Source organism: Citrobacter telavivensis, from assembly GCF_041807075.1.
GTDB lineage: Bacteria > Pseudomonadota > Gammaproteobacteria > Enterobacterales > Enterobacteriaceae > Citrobacter_A > Citrobacter_A telavivensis.
In genome coordinates this window covers 1,940,007-1,961,775 of the sequence record NZ_JBGUBF010000001.1, presented here as the reverse complement: position 1 = coordinate 1,961,775, position 21,769 = coordinate 1,940,007, and the positions used below count along the sequence as shown (strand labels likewise).

Sequence of the window (21,769 nt, the reverse complement as noted above, 5' to 3'; positions counted from 1 at the left end):
GAGAGCCGAATGGCCCTCGCAGAGTACTCAGGCGTGTTGCTTATCTTTCATCAACAATGCGGTAGCGGCCGAGATCAGGCTGCCGGCCAGTAGATAGATAGCCACACTGTGCCAGTCGCCGCCAGAGAAGGTGACCAACGCCGCAGCGATGAAGGGGGTAAATCCGCCGCCCACCACGCTGGCGACCTGATAACCCACGCCAGCCCCGCTGTAGCGATATCCCGCGCCAAACATGCCGGTGAACATGGGTTGCTGTACGCAGACCACCATGTCATGGGCGATATTGGCGAGCATTATCGAGAAGAAGACAATCCAGAAGATCGACTGTGATTCGAGCGCCATAAAGAACGGAAATGCGCTCAGCGTGCCAATCAACGCGCCGGTAATATAAACGCGTCGGCGGCCAAAACGATCTGCTAACCAGGCAAAGCAGGGGATAGTCAGACAGCTCAGCCCACCAACCAGCAGGCCAATATTCAAAAAGAGCTCACGCGGCAGACCGAGATTTTGCGTCGAGTAGTTCAGGGCGAAAGCGGTAACAATATACATGGTCAGCAGTTCGCACAGGCGAAGCGCAATAATCTTTAAAAATGCTCCCGGATGGCGGGCGAGCGCTTCCATCACCGGCAGGCGTTTTTTCTCTTCAGAGGGTTGCTGCTTTTGCTGTTCAAATTCAGCGGACTCTTCCATCCCGTTTCTCACCCACAGCGCGCCGAGCACCAGGACGATGCTGAACAGGAACGGAATGCGCCAGCCCCAGCTCAGAAACTGTTCGTCGGTGGTCAGATAACTGATCACTGACACAAGGCCGGTGGAAAGAAGCAAACCGACGCCGTAACCCACCTGTACTCCGCTGCTATAGAACGCCTTTTTGTTTTCTGGCGCACTTTCTACGGAGAGTAACGCGGCACCGCCCCACTCACCGCCGACGGCAAATCCCTGAATGGCGCGCAGCAGTACCAACAGCACCGGCGCCCACCAGCCGATAGCGGCGAATGAAGGAAGAATGCCGATCAATGCTGTGGCAATCCCCATCATCCAGACGGTGAGCATCAGCATCCGCTTACGGCCTAAGCGATCGCCGAAGTGGCCGAAGATCACGCCGCCCAGCGGACGGAACAAGAAACCCACACCAAAGGTTGCAAATGCGGCAAGCGTGCCCATTGCCGGACTAACCTGTGGGAAAAACTCGCGGTTGAATACCAGGGCTGCGGTAATGCCATAAAGCAGAAAATCGTACCAGTCGACGACGGCTCCGGCAAAGCTGCCCAGCGCGGCGCGTCGAGCGCGATTAAGCGATGGGGTTTCCTCTGAGGAGGGCGTGGAGATGAGGGTGGAATCCATAGTAATCCTGTCTGTACTGATTTTATTATTAGTATGGGAATGAGAGTCACACACATTGCGGCCAACCTATAAGCGGCTGCTATGAGACTACCGCGACAGACAGGAAGAGAAAACGATTTTTAATCCGACGAGAGCAGAACAGGGAAATTAAGCGAGTATGGTGTTCGGAAAAGCAAAAAGCCCGCTAAAAAGCGGGCTTTTCAAAATTTGGCTCCTCTGACAGGGATCGCCTTAGCCAGTAACTGGCTAATAAGGAAGCTAACTAACTCTCGATTCTCATCCTGCAAGACCACCAGGATGACGACCAATCGACGCTGATGAGCGAATCAGGGGGCTGGGATGTCGTTACTTATTGTTGGAATTGGGGACATGCTGCTGCATCAATTCAATGATCCAATCAATAAAAACGCGTAGTTTAGCGTTGACATGGCGGTTCGGCGGAAACGCCAGGTGCAGGGGCATTGGACTGATACGCCACTGCGCAAATAACGGAATCAAAGAGCCAACAGCCTGATGTGGTGCCGCCATATAGACTGGCAGCACAATCACGCCTAACCCGGCTAACCCAGCTTCCAGGTAAGCATTGCCATCATCCACGGCAAGTACATAGCTGCCCGTGATTTCAATATGTTCACTCTCATTGCGCAGTATCAGAGGATCAATCTTACCCGTGCGTGAGGACAAGAATCCCACGATGCGATGGTCAGTATTTTCCAGCTCTCGCGGGTGCGCAGGGGCGCCAAGGCGTTCCACATAACCGGGGGCGACGTAGACGCCGATTTGCAAATCTCCGACATGGCGTGCGATTAGGGACTGGTCGTTGATTTCACCACCGCGCAGGACGCAATCCACGTTGTCGCCGATCAGATCCACTATCCTGTCGCTCACGCCCATGTCGAACTGGATATCTGGGTAGCGTGCGTGAAAAGCCGGTAGTGCCGGTATCAGAATGAAGCGGGCCAGTGGACTGGGCACATCCACCCGTAGCCGACCCCTGGGCGTAATCGCCGCACTGGACAGGCTGTTTTCAGCATCCTCCATGTCTGCCAGCAGGCGGATGACGCGTTCGTAGTAGATCGCGCCATCGGGAGTCATGCCGAGCTTGCGGGTGGTGCGATGGAGCAACTTGACGCGCAGGCGCGCTTCCAGTTGCTGAATGAGTTGCGTCACCGTGGTTTTGCTCATATGAAGCGTTTGGGCAGCCTTTGTGAAGCTACCTGCCTCCACCACGCGAGCAAAGGCGCGCATCGCATCGAAACGATCCATTCCTTATCCTCTCTTTTCACCGATTGTTTGGATTTTACAAACAATGATGGACAAAGTCGCTTGTTTATCCACCCGATCCAGCACCTGTAAAGTGTCTTTATGTTCACCGGGCTGATTTCGCCCCATTGCAAAGGTATAAACATGACAGCACGTGAAGCAGTTTTTCCCTTCGGTCGGCAGGCGCTCTATGAGCGTAATCGCTATTCACCAGCCATCAAATCCAACGGTTTCTTGTTCGTTTCGGGGCAGGTTGGTAGCCGCGAGGATGGTTCGCCTGAGCACGATCTAAAAGCGCAGGTCAGGCTGGCATTCAATAATCTTAATGCTGTTCTCGCAGCTGCGGGCTGCACGTTCGGTGATGTGGTTGACGTTACCCTCTTTGTCGTTGATCCCGAGTCAAACCTCGACGCTATCTGGAGTATCCTGCCAGAATATTGGGGGGAAGCGCCTTACCCTACGTTGACTGGGATCGGCGTGACGTGGCTTTACGGCTTCAAGTTTGAGATTAAGGTGATTGCCAGGCTGCCCTAACCGTTACGGGTCTTTCCGCCAATCGAAAATTCAAGAAGGCAGCCCGCGCTGCCTGGCGAGGTATATGCCGGATCGGGATAGTTTGCCAGATTGGTCTGGATTTACTGATGAGACAGAGGAAAATTTATGAAAGCAGCGGTTTATGACGTGGAAGGCGCTCCAGGCGTCCTGAAATATGTCGATATTCCGGAACCAGTCACAGGGCCTGATGACATCCTGATTTCTGTCGAGGCTATCTCGATTGAAGGTGGAGATCTGATCAATCGCCGTTCAACTCCGCCGCCTTTACCTTCATGGATTGTCGGCTACGCGGCTGCGGGCACCGTTGTTGCCGTCGGATCGAAAGTCCGTAGCCGTGCGGTTGGGGACAGAGTCGCTGCTTTTCACATGCAGGGATCGCATGCGGAACGTTGGGCTGTACCCGCGGAACGAACCTGGCTTATACCAGATGGGGTGGATATGACAGAAGCGGCGGTGTTGCCGATTTCTTTTGGAACCGCGCATCATTGCCTTTTCACACGAGGCATGCTCCGGCACGGAGAAACCGTCCTTATTCAGGCCGCTGCTGGTGGCGTAGGGATCGCGGCCGTTCAGCTTGCCTCACAAGCAGGCGCAACAGTCATCGCTGTGACAAGCGGAACGCAGCGAAGAAACCGGCTGCTTGAACTTGGTGCCGCTCATGTCGTGGATCGCGCAGAGAATAACGTCGTGGACAGTGTCCGACAGTACACCCATGGCACCGGTGTTGACCTCGTCATCGATCCGGTGGGGACGACGTTGCCTGCTTCGCTTTCTGCACTCGCTCCGCAAGGACGTCTCGTCTTCGTCGGTAATGCGGGCGGTGGCAGTCTGACTGTCGATTTGTGGCCGTCAATGCAGTCTAACCAGACGCTCATGGGGGTGTTCATGGGCCCCCTTTTTGAAAGGCCCGGCGTTCGGACAAGTGTGGACGACATGTTGCAGGCTGTAGCAACAGGGCGCATCAGGGTTGTCATTGACCGCATCTTCCCCCTGGCTAACGCTGCCGCGGCCCACGAATTCGCTGAAACAGCGAAACCGCTTGGCCGCATCGTTATGAAGCCATGAGGCGCATTTTCGCACCACGCCCTGAGTAGCGGACATCGGGTACGGCTTCTCGGGTAGCAGGAATCGCCCAGAGTTTGTTTCTGGAATCGATCTCAGACCCACGGGCGAAACGTAGTTCGCTGGAACGGATAAACAGGTGCAGGGTGAGTGAGACTGCCAGACGGGTTAATTCTCGTCCTTGCTGGTCGTCCTGAATTCGGGTCAACAATTCGGGTAGTCGTTCGTGTGAAAGCGCAGAAGTAGTGGCGTTTAACGAGAGGGGAGATTATACCGTCCAGATTTTTCACGCTAACTTATTGAATCTGAATCACATAGTGATTAGCAAAGTGGCATGAAAACAAGAATTTGGCTCCTCTGACTGGACTCGAACCAGTGACATACGGATTAACAGTCCGCCGTTCTACCGACTGAACTACAGAGGAATCGTGTGAACGAGGCGCATATTAACGACGACAATTGGGGTTGTCAAAGGGGGAAATGCGATTGTGCGTCTGTTTGCTGACAAAACCAGCAAAGCGGCGAACTTTCGATCTCCAGCCGGTTTTGCCCCATTCTGGTGCGAGCCTACCCCGGATGGGGCAGATCGGAAAACGTTGACTGAAATCGATATTACCGATAACAATCATAAATGCTTATTTTACGGGTGGTTAACGCGAATTTTTGATCTTATCCGAAACTGGCAAGCATCTTGCAATTCTCTCCTGACATCACTGCCAGCACAGGTTCTGGCATTCCGGACAGGAGGCAAAATGAACTTCAGACGATTGAAATATTTCGTGAAAATTGTCGATATTGGTAGCCTGACGCAGGCCGCTGAAGTATTGCACATCGCACAACCCGCGCTGAGTCAGCAGGTTGCCACACTGGAAGGTGAGCTCAATCAGCAACTGTTAATTCGCACCAAACGAGGTGTGACGCCCACTGAAGCAGGAAAAATTCTCTACACGCATGCGCGGACGATCCTTCGTCAGTGCGAACAGGCACAGTTAGCTGTCTATAACGTTGGACAGACCTTAACGGGGCAGGTGTCGATTGGTCTTGCGCCGGGGACGGCTGCGTCGTCGGTCACCATGCCGCTCTTGCAGGCGGTGCGAGCAGAATTGCCCGAAGTGCTGGTGTATCTGCATGAAAACAGCGGTGCCGTACTGAACGATAAACTACTGAATGGTCAACTGGATATGGCGGTGCTCTATGAGCGTTCCCCGCTGGCAGGTATTACCAGTCAACCTCTGTTAAAAGAAGACCTCTTTCTTGTCGGCACCCGTGACTGCCCTGGGCAGAGCGTGGATCTTACCGCTGTCGCACAGATGAATCTTTTTCTCCCTCGCGACTACAGCGCAGTCCGTTTGCGGGTCGATGAAGCCTTCTCGCTGCGTCGTTTAACGGCGAAAGTCATTGGCGAAATTGAGTCGATAGCCACGCTGACCGCGGCGATTGCCAGCGGCATGGGCGTGACGGTGTTGCCGGAATCCGCCGCGCGTTCCCTGTGTGGCGCGGCGAATGGCTGGATGGCGCGAATTACCTCGCCGTCGATGAGTCTGTCGCTGTCGCTGAATATGTCGGCTAGGGGGAGTTTGTCGCCACAGGCACAGGCGGTGAAAGAGATCCTGATGTCGCTGGTCAGCAGCCCAGCGTTGGATAACCGCGAGTTGCAGTTGGTCAGCTAAGCGTTATTCCATGATGGAATAAGATACGGGTTTTTATTATTTGTTATGCCGGACATCAGACTCTAACAATAGCAGCATGTCTGATGTATCCGGAGCAACGAGTGAATTTCCAGCAGCTTAAAATTATCCGTGAGGCAGCACGTCAGGATTACAACCTGACGGAAGTCGCCAATATGCTCTTTACCTCGCAGTCAGGGGTAAGTCGGCATATTCGTGAGTTAGAAGATGAGCTTGGGATCGAGATATTTATCCGTCGGGGTAAACGTCTGCTTGGAATGACTGAACCAGGTAAGGCGCTGCTGGTCATTGCCGAGCGCATTCTCAATGAAGCCAGTAACGTACGGCGACTGGCGGATTTGTTCACCAATGACACCTCTGGCGTGTTAACCATCGCCACGACGCACACGCAGGCACGCTACAGCCTGCCGGGTGTGATTAAAGCCTTCCGCGAATTGTTCCCGGAAGTCCGTCTGGAATTAATCCAGGGGACGCCGCAGGAAATAGAGACGCTATTGCAAAATGGCGGGGCGGATATTGGTATCGCCAGTGAACGCCTGAGCAACGATCCTCTGTTGGTCGCATTCCCCTGGTTCCGCTGGCATCATAGCCTGTTAGTGCCGCACAATCATCCGTTGAGCCAGGTTTCGCCGGTGACGCTGGAGTCGATAGCCCACTGGCCGTTGATCACCTATCGACAAGGGATCACAGGACGTTCCCGCATTGATGAAGCCTTTGCCCGCAAGGGGCTGCTGCCTGATATTGTTCTCAGCGCGCAGGATTCTGATGTGATTAAAACCTATGTCGCGTTAGGACTGGGGATTGGTCTGGTGGCGGAGCAATCCAGCGGTGAACAGGAAGAGGGGACGCTGATGCGTCTGGATACCCGGCATCTGTTTGACGCTAACACCGTCTGGCTGGGACTGAAACGTGGGCAACTCCAGCGCAACTATGTCTGGCGGTTTATCGAACTCTGCAATGCGGGACTGTCCGTGGAGGATATAAAGCGACAGGTGATGGAGCCTGATGACGTCGCGATTGATTATCAGATATAAGCAAAAAGCCCGCTAAAAAGCGGGCTTCTTTAAATTTGGCTCCTCTGACTGGACTCGAACCAGTGACATACGGATTAACAGTCCGCCGTTCTACCGACTGAACTACAGAGGAATCGTGTGAACGAGGCGCATGATACTGACCTCACTACGGCGTGTCAACAGTAAAATTAGCACGCCTTTTCAAGTGGTTAATTAATCCTCAATGCGAGGGATCAGTGAACCTGCGCGGGGTTATACGAGTCATCGTCTTCGCTATCACGAAGGCGTTGCAGGGGATCCTGCTGATAAAACTGGCAGAAGCGTTGCCACAGCGCGGGGAACCGTGGCGCAAAGAGCTCCGGGGCGCTGAAGAAATACTCCGACAGGACGGCAAAACATTCCGCCGGATCGCTTGCCGCATAGGCGTCAATACTCGACGCGGTTTCACCGACCAGATCAATTTCATCCTGAATATTGTTCATAGCAGCGTGTAGGTCATGTTCCCAACTGGCCACTTCCCGCAGAGGAATCAGCGGGATGCCGCTGGCGCGATCGCCATTGCGCATGTCCAGTTTATGGGCAACTTCATGAATAATCAGGTTAAATCCTGAGGCGTCAAAAGAGTCCTGAATATCCAGCCAGTTCAGGATGATCGGCCCTTGCTGCCAGCTTTGTCCGGACTGAACGACGCGCTGGTTATGGACCAGGCCAATATCATCTTCCCATTCGTCATCGACAACAAAGGGAGCAGGGTAGATCAGCACTTCATGGAAGCCATCCAGCCATTCGATACCCAGTTCCAGAACCGGTAGACAGAAAAGCAGAGCGATGCGCGCGCTTTTCAGCGAGTCGAGTTCGAAACCCTGAAGGGCGACCAGCCTTTTTTGTTGCAGGAATCGCTCTGCCAGCGCAATGAGTCTGGCTTGTTCTTGCGCAGTCAAGGTCACAAGCAGGGGGATCGCAAGGGCTTCCTCCCACTGGGCAGATTCATTTTGCGCGGAGTCTTGTGCTTTCCAGGGCCACTTAATCATCGTTTTGCTCGCAAACTCGTCACTTGAACAAAATTGAAGGGACAGGGTCTGTTAAAATGCCAAATTACCTGGCATGATGGCAACCATCAAAACGGAGAGATGCCGGAGCGGCTGAACGGACCGGTCTCGAAAACCGGAGTAGGGGCAACTCTACCGGGGGTTCAAATCCCCCTCTCTCCGCCACTATTCAAGCAGTTAGCTACGTTCCTTTCAACGACGCCCGTCACACTTGGTATTGTGTTGGTATATCCACTCGGTGTTTTTCGCGCCATCATCATCTTCCGATTTACCCAAAACAGGAAGATACAGGGCTGTGAATATTCTGACTTTGCGATCCTGAACATGAACCTGATGTTTCATTTTGTGGTCTGCGTCCGCTTTCACCCATGATGTGCAAACTGGCGAGACGTGGTCGCAGTTGTGCCCGCCAGGGCGCTTTTAAGCGTGCCTGTGAAACGGTGTTGCATCAACTGCATTGCGGTGGAAGATGCAGAGGTGCTGGCGCACCTTTGCATTCTGTTGATTGTTTTGAAATTGATATATTTCAAATAATGATGACACTTTCTGGCGCTTTTTAGCTCGTGTTAAGGACAATGCTTTATCCGTCCATCCCGGCTTCACCACCCGCATCGCGCTTAAAAGCTGAAGCGATATCCGCCGTTGACTTGCTTCTGATCAAAAGCATTTCCCTGCGTGTAATCGGCTTCGAGGTAGAGCGTGTGCTGCTTGTTGAACTGTGCACTCACACCCACGCCGTTGTTCCAGCCATTACCTTTGAAGCTGTGTTTCTCCCGGGAGCGGTTCAGTCGATACTCAGTATCCCCTGAAAACTCGCGGATACCGCCTGTCTTCACATACATATTCAACCGGCTGTTACCTGTGGTGACGTCATACCCCAGTGCTATGCTGGCACGCCCCAGCATCGAATCGTAGTGGCTCAGATGGATATTGAGGCCATTACTCGCCTTCATATCCATGTCATTCTGGTCGCTGTAAGTGAACTGGGCCTGTGGCTCAATATAGAGCCCATGAGCAGGTTGGTTCAGGCTGAACTTCTGCCCGGCTTCCAGAGAGACGCTGAATCCATTGGTGCTACCGCTGGCGCTAACGCCGTTGTTCTGGCTGTCCAGTACATGAAAGCTATTTTTCTGGCGTGACGCTTTTACAACCAGATCGCTGTAAAATCCGCTTTGTGCCATGTAGCTGGCGTACATCCCCATATAGTCTGAACGTGCAGTACCATCGCCTTCGCGATAGTCTGGCGACGCGCGCGTTGAGCCAATAAACAGACCCACATACAACGGCGTTGCATCAGAGAGACGTTTATCTCCGCCAAACTGTATACCGCTGTAACCCATGTCAAAGCCGCTCAGTTTGCCACTGGCGAAAGAGTCCAGGCTTCCCCCGTAACCGCGAAGCCAGATATTACCTTCCTTGCTCTGATTTCTCAGGTCGCCCATCCGTTGCATCAGCGTGCGGTTTTCGACATAGTTCATCAGATAACCGACGTTGAGATAATTGCCGCCAGCATCTGCGGTCGTGGTTGGCTTAGGCGCGGGAGAGGGTTTTACGACGGGAGGCTGAGCCGGATCTGGTGTTGGATCAGGAACCGGCTCCGGAGCTGTCCCGGAAGCGTAAAGTTCCCAGTTGGTCCCATTTTTACGCACATCATACAGATATCCCCCCAGCTCAACCTGAGAAGAGGCGGTGAATGAGGCCGCACCGTCGGGGGTCTGGACAACGGTCAGGACTTCATTTCCCGTTGTCGCCTCGCTGCCCTGGTTGCGGATGGTCAATACGTGATTACCGGCACTGCTTCCGCTGACATTCAGTAAATCTCCTGCGTTATTAACGCCATCCCCCTCGCCAACGACATCGGCACGCATAACAAAAGTGCTGCTACCGCTCAGGTTCGTGACGTTTAACGTGGTAAATGCGCTGGCGGTTGAGGCGTGGCTGGCAAAATCGACGGTTGAATGAGTCAGCGCCAGCGTATCGAGGTTGGAATGACTCGTCACGTTCCAGACGCTATTATCCATTGCGACGTCCAGTGTCCCGCCATTGATATTGTCGCTGAAGGAGGAACCCGTCCAGACAGATCCGGAATGCATGTCCAGATTGATCACCCCACCTCTGGAAAGTACGCTGCCATTGATCAGCATATGTCCCGAGGCGTTAATTCGACTGGCTGCATAGCCATCGTTATGTTGAGTCGCGATGGCCATCTGGTCGGGCGTGCTCATATCAATGACCAAATCGTTTGTCAGATCGATCTGGCTGTTAGTCATGGCGTAAACCCCCCGGGTTCCCGCCGCGCCAGTGATACTCAGATTATCACCGGTTATTTTACCGCCGCCAAGCGTCCACAAACCCAGCGCCAGGCTGCCATTGCGATCCACCGTAATGTCGGTGTTTTGCAAGTTGATAACGGCCGTTGCGCTCTGGGCAGAGGCACCGTAAGAACCGCCAGAGAGTATGCTGTTCCGTTGCGCTGTCGAACCGGAAAAATTGATCGTTGCGCCTGTGCCGCTGGTCACGAGCCCACCCCCCTGGGCGGAAGAAATGTGGCTGCCTTCACCAATAGTGGTCGTTCCACCACGCACTTCAATTCCATTGGCGTCAGTACCATTCACATCCACTGTGAGTCCACTCGCATTAACCTGGCCAAAGCTCCAGATGCCGTGCGCATAGCTGCCATTGGTTTTAATGATGCTGTTTGTTCCCAGGTCGACAACAGAGTTTCTCTGTACGTTTATGCCTAAGGCGCTGTTACCCTGAACATCGATCGTCAGATCTGTCGCGGTAAAACGTGCAACACCGTTGGCTGAATTACCGTTGAGACCACCGATATAAACCCCTGAGCCACCCTCGGTTTTGATTTGGCTTCCGCTACCAAGATCGGCACTGCTGCCATAGTCGTTGATGCTTAAGCCTGTTCCGTTCGCGTTTTCAATGGAGAGTTGGCTGGCTAATAGCGTAGAACTATGCCCAACAATGACGCCGTTACCGTTACTTTTAATGGTGCTGCCCGTACCCAAGTCAGCATGTGTATAGTTACCATTTAAGGTAATGCCGACGGCAGCGGTCTGACCGACAACGTTTACTGTCAGTTGGTTAGCTGTCAGGGTGCTATTGTCACCCTGAAGAATGATCCCTTTTGCATATCCGGAGGGGTCATTAACATTGACGGTAACATTATTACCCAGGTTGATGTTGCCAGGAGTATTGCCTGTAGGGGTCATTACGCCATAGATGCTCCCGTAAGGATCGACGTTATCTCCTGTAATTCTGTCACCATCATTAACTGTAATATTGGTACCATTTTGACTGCCTAAATCAGCAGCAACCACTAATGGCGAAAAGACAATGGCATTTAAACCAATAGCGCCGATCGTCGCCAGTTGAATTGAGGCAGAACGTATTTTAAATTCAGTGAGGCGATCGGCCCCAGTATTTTCATTGTGCTGTTTGATGCTCATACTACTCCTGTATAGTACCCAGACTGCGGGTACTATGAACCCTGTCATTTTGCATACGCGGGGCAATAATGTTTTCTCCCATCATCACCGGGTTATTTATATGATGCGGTTAAGACGAGAGGCCGGAGAATAGTTCTCTATTGCCGAATGTCATCAGAAAGGCTGAAAATTAAGGGGTTTTTAGCTTCCCTCTTGCGAGAGTGCGTTAAGAATAAACTGTTCTCATGCCTGCCGTCGTACTTTATTCCATGCAGTGACTATAAATAGGTCAAAAAATGTTGTCAAAAAGTTCGGCGATATCATTGGATAAATATTTTGGTAAAAGTCTTATTTGTTTGTCGAATTTTCTAATTTATTGTTTTATTTTAAACCGAAGCAATAAAGTGTTGGCTGTTTTTACATTCTTAATAATAAGAAAATGCAAAAATATCAGCAGTCTCTTTTGGTGAGAGAATTTCTACGCGGGAGTTTTACGAAACCATGCTCAGGTGCGGTTTCGCGTACGGTCAAAGCGGGAATGCTGCCGTGGAATGAGTATAAGAGGTACAAAAAAGCCCGCCGGAAGCGGGCCTGACATTATTCTGGAAATTAGAACTGATACACTAAGCCCAGAGCAACCACGTCATCAGTCGCGATGCCGTTGTCTGCATAGAAGTTGTCATCATTGTCCAGCAGGTTAATTTTGTAATCAACGTAGGTAGACATGTTTTTGTTGAAGTAGTAGGTCATACCTACATCAACATATTTCACCAGATCTTTGTCGGTGTAACGTGGGTTACCATCACCATCGTGATCCTGACCACCCAGTTCCTTACCTTTAGATACAAGGTAGGCGATGGATGGGCGCAGACCGAAATCGAACTGATATTGCGCGACCGCTTCAAAGTTTTTAGTCTGGTTAGCGATACCGCCAGTTGCTTCACCTTTGCCACCGCCGTAGTAAGTCATGTTGCGGGTTTCAGCATACATCGTGGCCAGATAGATATTGTTCGCGTCGTATTTCGCACCCAGGGTCCAGGCTTCTGCTGTTTCACCGCCAGCATAGTTGTTGGCATGGGAACGATCGCCATAACCACGAGTAACCTGATTATCGGTACGATCGGAATTGGCGTAAGCCGCGCCCAGGCTCAGACCAAAGTCAAAGTCGTAGGAGGTGGACATACCGAAACCGTCGCCGTTTTCTTGAGCCAGCTTACGGTTGGTGCTGTTACCAGAACCTTCTTGCCCAGCGAATCCGCCTGAACCTTCATTGTTACCCTGATATTGCAGCGCAAAGTTCAGGCCATCAACCTGACCGAAGAAATCTTTGTTACGGTAGGTGGCAACACCGTTAGTACGACCCAGCATATACACATCGGTCTGAGTGTAGCTGTCGCCACCAAATTCTGGCAGCATATCGGTCCAGGCTTCTACGTCGTAAACCACGCCGTAGTTACGACCATAGTCAAAGGTACCATTCTGGCCGAAACCTAAACCGGCAAAGGCCAGACGAGTTGCGGAATCGCCTTTGTCGCCTTCGGTACCATTGGCCTGGATGTTGTATTCCCACTGACCGTAGCCGGTCAGTTGGTCCATGATCTGGGTTTCGCCTTTGAAGCCAAGACGGGCGTAGGTCTGATCGCCATCGCTGCCGCTGTCGTCTGAAAAATAGTGTAAACCATCCACTTTTCCGTAGAGATCTACTTTATTGCCATTTTTATTATAGACTTCAGCTGCATGTGCCGCGCCAGCAATAAGTAATGCAGGAACAAGCATTGCCAATACTTTTCTTTTCATTATGTTTTCCCTTATGATGATAATTCACGTGAATATATTCCCCTTTCCAGAAGAACACGTTGGATACTATTCTATAGAGTTCATTTTATTTTAAAAATAACATGTAACAATTGTATTTTAAATATTTCCAAATATTTCATTTTAGTTTTTTATAATTAATTTTATATGGTTTATTTAAAAATCATTCACATTTATTATGGTGTTATATCAAATGCTTATGACTCCATTTGATAGCATCAATTATTTGAATGATTACTGAATAAGCGTATATCAATCAGTCTGGGATAATAATAAAGAAACTGGCATAGGAGCTGGTTATAAAAACAAGTTAATTTAACGATAAAAAGGCTAATGACTCGTTCATAATGATATGGATAATATAAAACAGAAAACAGGATGATGGGGTGAATGTTTTATTTGTTTGCAATATGAGTAAATAAACGGAAAACAGGGCGATTATTAATACCGCGGGAAGTAGCAGAGGATTTTTGTGACATAACTAAAATTGCCCTGGATCAATACATATGCAAAATCAATGACTGGCGGTGGTGTTGTGGCACACATAACATAAAAATGTGATTATAATCACAAAAATGAGCAATGATCTTTTTTGAGTCACATTACAAAAATGGAGTTTCCTTTGAGCAGTATGGAAGAAAGAGCAACACGGAGTCTGGGCGGAAAACTGGCATTGTGGGTGTTTTACGCTTTCTGCGTTTACTTTGTCTGGGCCATGCTTCGCTACGTGTGGGTGATCAGCCACATCGAGTCGATTCAGGTTGCTGGATTCGAAAGCTCACTTGGCTCAACCAGTGGGAAATGGATGGGCGCTCTGCTGGGTTTTCTGGTCCTCGGGCTGGTGGGATTGATCCTCGGCGGCATCGCCTGGTATACGCGTCCGCGCCGTCAGCCAACGTGAAGACACGGGAGAAACTTGCTACTGTAGCGTTTCTTAACGTACGGGAGGCAATGTGGATCTTCAGCACTGGCAATCACAATTTGAAGCGTGGCTAGGTAACCATCACACCCGGCAGGATACCGCGCATGATATCTTTCATTTTCGCCGCGTCTGGGCAACATCCCGGAAACTGATGGAAGGACAGGACGTAGATGGGCTGGTCGTGCTGACAGCCTGTTATTTCCATGACATTGTCAGTCTTGCCAAAAATCATCCTGATCGCCATCGCTCGTCGGTTCTGGCGGCTGCTGAAACTCGCCGTATCCTCATCCAGGATTTTCCGACCTTCCCCGAGCCGCGACTGGCGTCGGTTTGCCATGCGATCGAGGCCCACAGTTTTAGCGCGAACATTGTCCCGCTTACTCTGGAAGCAAAAATCGTTCAGGATGCTGACAGGCTTGAGGCGCTGGGCGCGATAGGGCTGGCACGGGTCTTTGCGGTTTCAGGCGCGTTAGGCGTGGCGCTTTTTGATGGTGAAGATCCCTTTGCAGAGCGGCGTGCGCTTAACGATAAACAGTTTGCCCTCGATCACTTCCAGACCAAACTACTGGCGTTGCCCGGTACCATGCAAACCGAGCGTGGACGTGAACTGGCCCGGCATAACGCGGCGTTCCTGGTAAACTACATGGCAAAACTGAGTGCTGAGCTAAAAGGGGAGTATGAGTCTGTCGATCCTGTGGTGATCCACGCATTTCGCCCCGGCCACTCGTAAAGCCAATTTTATGTTAACCTGACGACACTCTTTTTTGGCCGGTTGACGATATGCAGCAAAATCTTTCAGTAACAGGTTCGCTGGTTCCCGCGACAGACAGCAATGCAGAAACTGTGCAGGCGCTGTTGGCGAAATTGTTGGAAATTTATGATGTTAAAACGCTGGTGGCTCACCTGAATGGAATCGGCGAGAACCACTGGAGTCCGGCTATTTTAAAACGCGTGGTGGCGAATGCCTCGGCATGGCATCGATTAAGCGAACGAGAGTCGGCGTTTTTACACTCTCTGTTGCCCACGCCGCCTGCGCACCATCCTCACTATGCCTTTCGGTTTATTGATCTCTTTGCTGGCATTGGCGGTATTCGTCGCGGATTTGAAGCGATAGGCGGGCAGTGCGTGTTTACCAGCGAGTGGAACAAACATGCGGTGCGCACCTATAAAGCCAACTATTACTGCGACCCGGCGAGCCACCATTTTAATGAAGACATTCGCGATATCACGCTCAGCCATCACGAAGGCGTTAGCGACAGTCAGGCGGCAGAACATATTCGCCAGCATGTGCCTCAGCACGATGTCCTGTTGGCAGGCTTCCCGTGTCAGCCATTTTCCCTTGCCGGCGTGTCGAAGAAAAATGCGCTGGGACGAGCCCACGGTTTTGCCTGCGATACCCAGGGGACACTGTTCTTTGACGTCGTGCGCATCATTGACGCCCGCCGCCCGCCGATTTTTGTCCTGGAAAACGTGAAAAACCTGAAGAGTCACGATCGGGGCAAAACGTTCCGCATCATTATGCAAACGCTGGATGAGCTGGGCTATGACGTCGCCGATGCGGAAGATAACGGGCCGGACGATCCGAAAATTATCGATGGCAAACATTTCTTGCCGCAGCACCGGGAACGTATTGTGCTGGTTGGATTTCGTCGCGATCTGAATCTGAAGCGCGATTTTACCCTGCGTGATATCAGGACGCGTTATCCTCAGCGGCGCACTACTCTGGCGGAGCTGTTAGAACCGGTAGTCGAAGCCAAATATGTACTGACGCCCGTGCTGTGGAAATATCTCTACCGCTACGCGAAAAAGCATCAGGCGAAAGGCAACGGTTTTGGCTACGGCATGGTCTATCCCGCGAATCCGAATAGTGTGACGCGCACGCTTTCCGCGCGCTATTACAAAGATGGTGCAGAAATCCTGATCGACCGTGGCTGGGATTTTGCTACCGGGGAAGTAAACTTCGACGATCCGCAAAACCAGCAGCATCGTCCACGCCGCTTAACCCCGAGAGAGTGCGCGCGGCTGATGGGTTTTGAATCGCCGCAGGGATACCAGTTCCGTATCCCCGTTTCTGACACCCAGGCCTATCGCCAGTTTGGTAACTCCGTCGTGGTGCCCGCATTCGCCGCCGTGGCGACGTTGCTGGAAGAGAAAATTAAAGCAGCTGTCGCGTTACGCCAGCAAGAGAACGTGCATGGCGGACGTTCACGATAAGGCAACGCGCAGTAAAAATATGAGGGCCATCGCGACCCGCGATACTGCCATCGAAAAACGGTTGGCGGGACTGCTGGCGGAGCAGGGACTCGACTATCGCGTTCAGGATGCATCGCTGCCTGGGCGTCCTGATTTTGTACTGGATGAATACCGCTGCGTGATTTTTACCCACGGCTGTTTCTGGCATCACCATCATTGCTACCTGTTTAAAGTGCCGGCTACGCGCACAGACTTCTGGCTGGATAAGATCGGTAAAAACGTGGAGCGCGATCGCCGTGATATCCAGCGTTTGCAGGTACTGGGCTGGCGGGTGCTGATCGTCTGGGAATGTGCATTACGAGGGCGGGAGAAGCTCGCTGATGTTGCGCTGTCTGAACGTCTTGAAGAATGGATCTGCGGCGGAGGCGCGCCCGCGCAGATCGACACTCAGGGGATGCATTTACTGTAACGTTTTTTCGTTTTCCACCGCGTCAAGCGTCGGTTTGGCCGGGAAAAGATATTTCCCCAGCGTCACCAGAACCACCGCAAAAACGATAACCCCCAACGCCAGCCATTCAATCAGTGCCAGACGTTCACCTCCCAGTCCCGTCCCCAGTAACACCGCAACGACCGGGTTCACGTAGGCGTAGCTGGTTGCCAGTGCGGGGCTGACGTTACGGATCAAATACATATAGGCGTTGATGGCGATGATGGATCCAAACACCGCCAGATAGCCGACCGCCAGAAAGCCTGACAGTGACGGTAGCGCGGTCAGTTTTTCACCGCTGATAAGCGAAGCACACATCAGCACGATCCCGGCGGCGAGCATCTCAATGGCGCCCGCCATCATGCCTGTCGGCAGTGTAATGCGGGAACCGTAGACGGAACCAAACGCCCAACTGATTGAACCAATCAGAATCAATATCGCCCCCCACGGATTGCCGCTCAGGTTGCCACCGCTGTTGAGCATCACGATCCCCGCCAGGCCAATGGCAATCCCCATCCACTCCAGCTTGCGGGTTTTGATGCCAAAGAAATGGCTGAAGCACAGGGTGAACAGTGGGACTGTTGCCACCACGACCGCCGCGATGCCGGAGGGGACGTCCTGATGCTCTGCCACCGTGACCAGGCCGTTGCCGACGGCCAGCAGTAAAATACCAATCAGCGCCGCGTTAAGCAGCGGGCGAAGCGGTGGAAGTTTATGACCGCGCAACAGTAAAAAGGCGGTTAACACTCCCCCGGCGGCGAGAAAACGGACGCCAGCCATCATCAGCGGCGGCCAACTCTCCACACCGATACGGATGACGAAATAGGTGGAACCCCAGATGATATACAGCGCGAACAGTGCGCTGAAAAGCGGTAACAACTGCCTGAAACGCATAATCCCTCACGTGAGAAACGCTAACAAGCGACATAGTAAACGCGAAAACTATCGGACTGGCGAGCGATATAATTCACGCATCTTGTTAGAAAAATGTTGACGAATGATGCCAGTTTCAGGCTTATGCGTTTTACTCCATACTTAACGCTTCGAGAAGAAAAAAATGAGGGAATAATTTTGGCAGGAAGTAGCTTACTGACCTTACTCGATGATATCGCCACGCTGTTGGATGACATCTCGATGATGGGCAAACTGGCCGCGAAGAAAACCGCTGGCGTTCTGGGGGATGACCTGTCGCTTAACGCGCAGCAGGTGACGGGGGTTAGAGCGAATCGTGAGCTGCCGGTGGTCTGGAGCGTGGCGAAAGGCTCGCTCGTCAATAAAGTGATCCTTGTGCCGCTGGCGTTGCTCATCAGTGCCTTTATTCCCTGGGCTATTACCCCGTTGTTAATGATTGGCGGCGCCTTCCTCTGTTTTGAAGGGGTGGAGAAAGTTCTGCATACCCTCGAATCGCGAAAACACAAAGAAGATCCGGCTGAACGACAACGGCGGCTGGAAGCGCTGGCGGCGCAGGATCCGCTGGCGTTTGAAAAAGATAAAATCAAAGGCGCGGTGCGAACCGACTTTATTCTCTCTGCGGAGATTGTGGCGATCACGCTGGGGATTGTGGCCGAGGCGCCGTTGCTCAATCAGGTGCTGGTCCTGTCGGGGATCGCGCTGGTGGTGACAATTGGCGTTTATGGCCTGGTCGGACTGATTGTTAAGCTGGATGATATGGGCTACTGGCTGGCGGAAAAAACCAGCGTGCTGGCGCAGGCGTTAGGTAAAGGCTTGCTGGTTGTCGCGCCGTGGCTGATGAAATCATTGTCGGTGGTTGGCACGCTGGCGATGTTCCTGGTGGGCGGCGGGATTGTGGTGCACGGCGTTGCGCCGTTACATCATGCCATTGAACAGTTCGCCCAACAGCAAAGCGCCGTGGTGGCATTGATTTTGCCGACGCTTCTTAATCTGGTGCTGGGCTTTATCATCGGCGCGATCGTCGTGCTGCTGGTAAAAGCCGTGGCCAGAGTGCGCGGGGTGGCGCACTAAAAGTCTTCCCCACAATGAGGCAAAACCAGACATCCTCGTCTAAGGTGAAAACGTTCACTGTATACAGGAGGTAACATGGTTTTTTCGGTCAGTGAGGAAGTGACTGTGAAAGAGGGCGGTCCACGCATGATTGTCACCGGCTATTCCAGCGGTATGGTGGAGTGTCGGTGGTATGATGGGTTTGGCGTCAAGCGAGAAGCATTCCATGAGAATGAGCTCGTTTCCGGTGATGCCAGACAACGGTGTGAATGAGCCTGATGCCTAAACGCCCGGCGACTGTCGGGCGTTTTCTTAAATTCAAAAAATACGTGACGGCCATAATACGTAACGTACTGAGTTATGCCAGGATTAGGAAAGCAATCGCGAGTAGGGAGTGGTCAGAGTGCCGCACGAAACAACGATGGAAAACTGGGGCTGGCTGAAAACGCTGGCGCGGCGACTCGGCCCTGGCCATGTCGTGAATCTCTGTTTTCTGATCGTCATGCTCTTTTCAACCCTGCTGACCTGGCGGGAAGTGGTTGTCCTGGAAGACGCTTATATCTCAAGCCAGCGCAATCATCTGGAAAATGTCGCCAACGCCCTCGACAAGCAACTGCAATTCAATGTGGATAAACTGCTGTTTCTGCGTGATGGGATGCACGAGGCGCTGATCACTCCACTGGGATTTTCCGTCTTAAAAGATGCGGTTACCCATTTTGAACAGTTACGTCATTCGCGCGTCTGGCAGCTTGAACTGGATAAGCGACGAACGCTGCCGCTGAATGGCGTTTCTGATTCGTTTGTGAATCAAACTCAGTTGCTCTCGCGTGACAACGAATCGCTGGATAACGAACTGACTGCCGCGCTGGAAGTCGGTTATCTGCTGCGCCTGGCGATCACCCGCGCGTCCCTGTCACTACAGGCGATGTATGTCTCACGCGCGGGATTTTACGTCTCCACGCTGCCGACATCGCTCTCGAGCGAAATTACCACCCGCTACTACGACTACGTGATTCAACCCTGGTTTACCGAGCAGTCGCAGCGAAAAAACCGGACGCGCGGCGTGCGCTGGTTTACCTCGCCGTCACCCGAACTCAGCTATGAGCAACAGCGTGTAACCGTCAGTGTACCGTTGGATCACAACCATTACTGGCTCGGGGTGCTGGCGATGACGATCCCCGTTTCAGCGGTAGAACGGTTTATGGATGAGGCTATCGACAAGGATGTGGAAGGGGAGTACCAACTCTACGACAGTAAACTGAAACTGCTGGCAGCCTCAACGCCGGAACTGAGAAATGCAAAGACGTTTGACGAGCGCGAACTGGCGATGCTGGCGCATGATATTGAGCAGGATACGGTAGGCGGTTTGCGCATGGGGAGCCGCTATATTAGCTGGGAACGGCTGGACCATTTTGATGGTGTGCTGGTGCGGGTACATACCTTAAGCGAAGGAGTACACGGCGATTTCGGCAGCATCAGTATTGCGCTGGCGTTACTGTGGGCGCTGTTCACCGCGATGCTGATCATCTCCTGGGTGGTTATTCGCCATATGGTCAGCAATATGTTTGTGCTGCAAAGTTCACTTCAGTGGCAGGCATGGCACGATACGCTGACCCGCTTGTATAACCGCGGGGCGCTGTTTGAAAAAGCCAAACAGCTGACCCAGCGTTGTCGAACGCAAAAACAACCGCTGTCGGTTATTCAGATCGATCTGGATCACTTCAAAAGCATCAATGACCGTTTTGGCCACCAGGCCGGGGATCGGGTGTTAACGCATGCAGCAGGCTTAATCAGCGGCACATTGCGTACTTATGATGTTGCCGGCCGCGTGGGCGGGGAGGAGTTCTGTGTGGTTCTGCCAGAAACGTCTCTGGCGCAGGCGGAGCAGATAGCTGAACGTATCCGCCAGCGGCTGAATGAGAAAGAGATTCTGGTGGCGAAAAGCGCAACGCTGCGGATAAGTGCCTCACTCGGGGTGAGTGGCACCCAGGAAACCGGAGACTACGATTTTGAGCAACTCCAGTCGCTGGCGGACCGCAGACTCTACCAGGCAAAACAGGCGGGACGTAACCGGGTTTGCGCGGCGGATCGGGGCTAAGGCGCAGTGAACAGCCAGGTCATACCCTCCTGCCAGCCCTCGGGCCCTTCATGCTGTGTGCGGTAAACCTGCACCGCGCTGTCGGAGCGTAAAACCACCCCTTCGCGATTCAGTCCTTTGACGATCACCGCGTAATCCATCGCTTCAAGCAGAGGAGCGTCGTTCGGGCCATCGCCGAGGCCAACGGTGATCGGGCGTCTCTTCCACTGGCGCTGATAGAGATCAATCAGCCCGTTCGCCGCAGAGTTTTTTCCTGACGTGATGTCCAGGACATGCCAGAAGCGGGCGCCGTGGACAAACTGCAATCCCAGATCGTTTAGTTGTCGGGCAAACTCGGCCATGCGTTCATCGCTGTCGCGCCAGATTAGGGTGACAGAGGCCTCATACAGGCGCGTTAAGCTGGCCTGGGCAGGCGACAAGCCGGTCCATTCGGCGATCGTGGACTCATCAACATCATCAAACGTTGTGAATTTAAACGCGGAGCGGGCACGAAGTTTACTCAGTACGGCGCTAATTTCAGCATGTGAGGCCCCGACGATCTGACGCGGAAAGTCAGGATGCGTCTGCCAGCGGCTGTCCAGTTCAACCACGGCGCCATTCTCAGCAATCAGCGGTAGTCCTTGTAAGCCGAGTAACTTCTGGATGTGCAGCATCTCTGCGGCGGTTTTACTGCTGCACAGGATCACGGGAATATTTTTCTCACGCAGGCGAGCGAGCCAGTCGGCAGCGGGTTGCCAGTCATAGGTATGACTGTCCAGCAGCGTGCCATCGAGATCGGTAAAAATCAGCAGTGGAGCGTCGAGTGAAAGCATTTTTATTCCCGTCACGTTAGTCGCGGTATTCTGGATAAATCCTAAAAATAGGGTATTTTGCCTGAC

General features: G+C 52.5%; 18 protein-coding genes, 3 tRNA genes and 1 pseudogene. 12 read left to right on the top strand and 10 right to left on the bottom strand.

The window, feature by feature from the left end; genetic code table 11:
- Nucleotides 1–27: 27 nt before the first annotated feature.
- Nucleotides 28–1,344: a shikimate transporter gene (shiA, locus tag ACERJC_RS09390; RefSeq protein WP_373671512.1), complete on the bottom strand. Its 1,317-nt coding sequence runs from the start codon at nt 1,342–1,344 to the stop codon at nt 28–30.
- Between the two features lie 345 nt (nt 1,345–1,689).
- On the bottom strand, nt 1,690–2,610 hold the full coding sequence (locus ACERJC_RS09385; protein WP_373671511.1) for a LysR family transcriptional regulator: 921 nt from the start codon (nt 2,608–2,610) through the stop codon (nt 1,690–1,692).
- A 141-nt stretch (nt 2,611–2,751) separates the two neighbouring features.
- Between ACERJC_RS09385 and ACERJC_RS09380 the strand changes: the two genes are divergently transcribed.
- Both ACERJC_RS09380 and ACERJC_RS09375 read left to right on the top strand, forming a co-directional pair.
- Nucleotides 2,752–3,141, top strand: a complete 390-nt coding sequence (locus ACERJC_RS09380) for a RidA family protein (protein WP_152403857.1) — start codon at nt 2,752–2,754, stop codon at nt 3,139–3,141.
- 126 nt (nt 3,142–3,267) lie between these two features.
- Nucleotides 3,268–4,227 (top strand): quinone oxidoreductase family protein, encoded by a 960-nt coding sequence (locus tag ACERJC_RS09375; RefSeq protein ID WP_373671510.1) that lies wholly within the window; start codon nt 3,268–3,270, stop codon nt 4,225–4,227.
- A 1-nt stretch (nt 4,228) separates the two neighbouring features.
- Here ACERJC_RS09375 and ACERJC_RS09370 read toward each other — a convergent pair.
- Nucleotides 4,229–4,508: pseudogene (locus ACERJC_RS09370) on the bottom strand (integrase); the annotation flags it as partial.
- A 65-nt stretch (nt 4,509–4,573) separates the two neighbouring features.
- A tRNA-Asn gene (locus ACERJC_RS09365) sits at nt 4,574–4,649 on the bottom strand.
- A gap of 327 nt (nt 4,650–4,976) precedes the next feature.
- On the opposite strand from ACERJC_RS09365, the gene nac reads away from it, so the two are divergent.
- Nucleotides 4,977–5,894, top strand: coding sequence for a nitrogen assimilation transcriptional regulator NAC (gene nac, locus ACERJC_RS09360; RefSeq protein ID WP_152403889.1), 918 nt, complete (start codon nt 4,977–4,979; stop codon nt 5,892–5,894).
- A 101-nt stretch (nt 5,895–5,995) separates the two neighbouring features.
- The gene (gene cbl, locus ACERJC_RS09355) at nt 5,996–6,946 is read left to right on the top strand and encodes an HTH-type transcriptional regulator Cbl (protein ID WP_286633560.1); all 951 of its coding nucleotides are present in this window, start codon (nt 5,996–5,998) and stop codon (nt 6,944–6,946) included.
- A 36-nt stretch (nt 6,947–6,982) separates the two neighbouring features.
- Here cbl and ACERJC_RS09350 read toward each other — a convergent pair.
- Nucleotides 6,983–7,058 (bottom strand) — tRNA-Asn (locus tag ACERJC_RS09350).
- Between the two features lie 100 nt (nt 7,059–7,158).
- Nucleotides 7,159–7,956: a DgsA anti-repressor MtfA gene (mtfA, locus tag ACERJC_RS09345; RefSeq protein WP_152403930.1), complete on the bottom strand. Its 798-nt coding sequence runs from the start codon at nt 7,954–7,956 to the stop codon at nt 7,159–7,161.
- Between the two features lie 93 nt (nt 7,957–8,049).
- Between mtfA and ACERJC_RS09340 the strand changes: the two genes are divergently transcribed.
- A tRNA-Ser gene (locus tag ACERJC_RS09340) sits at nt 8,050–8,139 on the top strand.
- A 452-nt stretch (nt 8,140–8,591) separates the two neighbouring features.
- Here ACERJC_RS09340 and ACERJC_RS09335 read toward each other — a convergent pair.
- On the bottom strand, nt 8,592–11,435 hold the full coding sequence (locus ACERJC_RS09335) for an autotransporter outer membrane beta-barrel domain-containing protein (RefSeq protein WP_373671509.1): 2,844 nt from the start codon (nt 11,433–11,435) through the stop codon (nt 8,592–8,594).
- A 588-nt stretch (nt 11,436–12,023) separates the two neighbouring features.
- The gene (gene ompC, locus ACERJC_RS09330) at nt 12,024–13,211 is read right to left on the bottom strand and encodes a porin OmpC (RefSeq protein ID WP_373671508.1); all 1,188 of its coding nucleotides are present in this window, start codon (nt 13,209–13,211) and stop codon (nt 12,024–12,026) included.
- Between the two features lie 649 nt (nt 13,212–13,860).
- Here ompC and drpB point away from each other — a divergent pair.
- The 4 genes from drpB to ACERJC_RS09310 are packed head-to-tail and all read left to right on the top strand — an operon-like array spanning nt 13,861 to nt 16,813.
- Entirely contained in the window at nt 13,861–14,130 is a 270-nt protein-coding gene (gene drpB / locus ACERJC_RS09325) for a cell division protein DrpB (RefSeq protein ID WP_152406299.1), read from the top strand.
- 52 nt (nt 14,131–14,182) lie between these two features.
- A complete protein-coding gene (locus ACERJC_RS09320; RefSeq protein WP_373671507.1) occupies nt 14,183–14,881 on the top strand; it encodes a phosphohydrolase in 699 nt (232 codons plus the stop codon).
- Between the two features lie 50 nt (nt 14,882–14,931).
- Nucleotides 14,932–16,365, top strand: coding sequence for a DNA cytosine methyltransferase (locus ACERJC_RS09315; RefSeq protein ID WP_373671506.1), 1,434 nt, complete (start codon nt 14,932–14,934; stop codon nt 16,363–16,365).
- Entirely contained in the window at nt 16,346–16,813 is a 468-nt protein-coding gene (locus ACERJC_RS09310; RefSeq protein WP_286633535.1) for a very short patch repair endonuclease, read from the top strand. The genes ACERJC_RS09315 and ACERJC_RS09310 overlap by 20 nt, the downstream gene beginning before the upstream one ends.
- Here ACERJC_RS09310 and yedA read toward each other — a convergent pair.
- On the bottom strand, nt 16,805–17,725 hold the full coding sequence (gene yedA, locus ACERJC_RS09305) for a drug/metabolite exporter YedA (RefSeq protein ID WP_371894892.1): 921 nt from the start codon (nt 17,723–17,725) through the stop codon (nt 16,805–16,807). The genes ACERJC_RS09310 and yedA overlap by 9 nt on opposite strands.
- A 171-nt stretch (nt 17,726–17,896) precedes the next feature.
- Between yedA and ACERJC_RS09300 the strand changes: the two genes are divergently transcribed.
- The 3 genes from ACERJC_RS09300 to dgcQ all read left to right on the top strand — a co-directional run bounded on the left by ACERJC_RS09300 (nt 17,897) and on the right by dgcQ (nt 20,891).
- The gene (locus ACERJC_RS09300; protein ID WP_152406300.1) at nt 17,897–18,814 is read left to right on the top strand and encodes a DUF808 family protein; all 918 of its coding nucleotides are present in this window, start codon (nt 17,897–17,899) and stop codon (nt 18,812–18,814) included.
- Nucleotides 18,815–18,889: 75 nt separating this feature from the next.
- Complete coding sequence (locus ACERJC_RS09295; RefSeq protein WP_178823915.1) at nt 18,890–19,066, top strand: YodC family protein; 177 nt, start codon at nt 18,890–18,892, stop codon at nt 19,064–19,066.
- 130 nt (nt 19,067–19,196) lie between these two features.
- On the top strand, nt 19,197–20,891 hold the full coding sequence (gene dgcQ / locus ACERJC_RS09290) for a cellulose biosynthesis regulator diguanylate cyclase DgcQ (RefSeq protein ID WP_373671505.1): 1,695 nt from the start codon (nt 19,197–19,199) through the stop codon (nt 20,889–20,891).
- Here the strand turns inward: dgcQ and ACERJC_RS09285 are convergent.
- Complete coding sequence (locus ACERJC_RS09285) at nt 20,888–21,703, bottom strand: mannosyl-3-phosphoglycerate phosphatase-related protein (RefSeq protein ID WP_373671504.1); 816 nt, start codon at nt 21,701–21,703, stop codon at nt 20,888–20,890. The two genes, dgcQ and ACERJC_RS09285, sit on opposite strands and share 4 nt — an antisense overlap.
- Between the last annotated feature and the right edge of the window lie 66 nt (nt 21,704–21,769).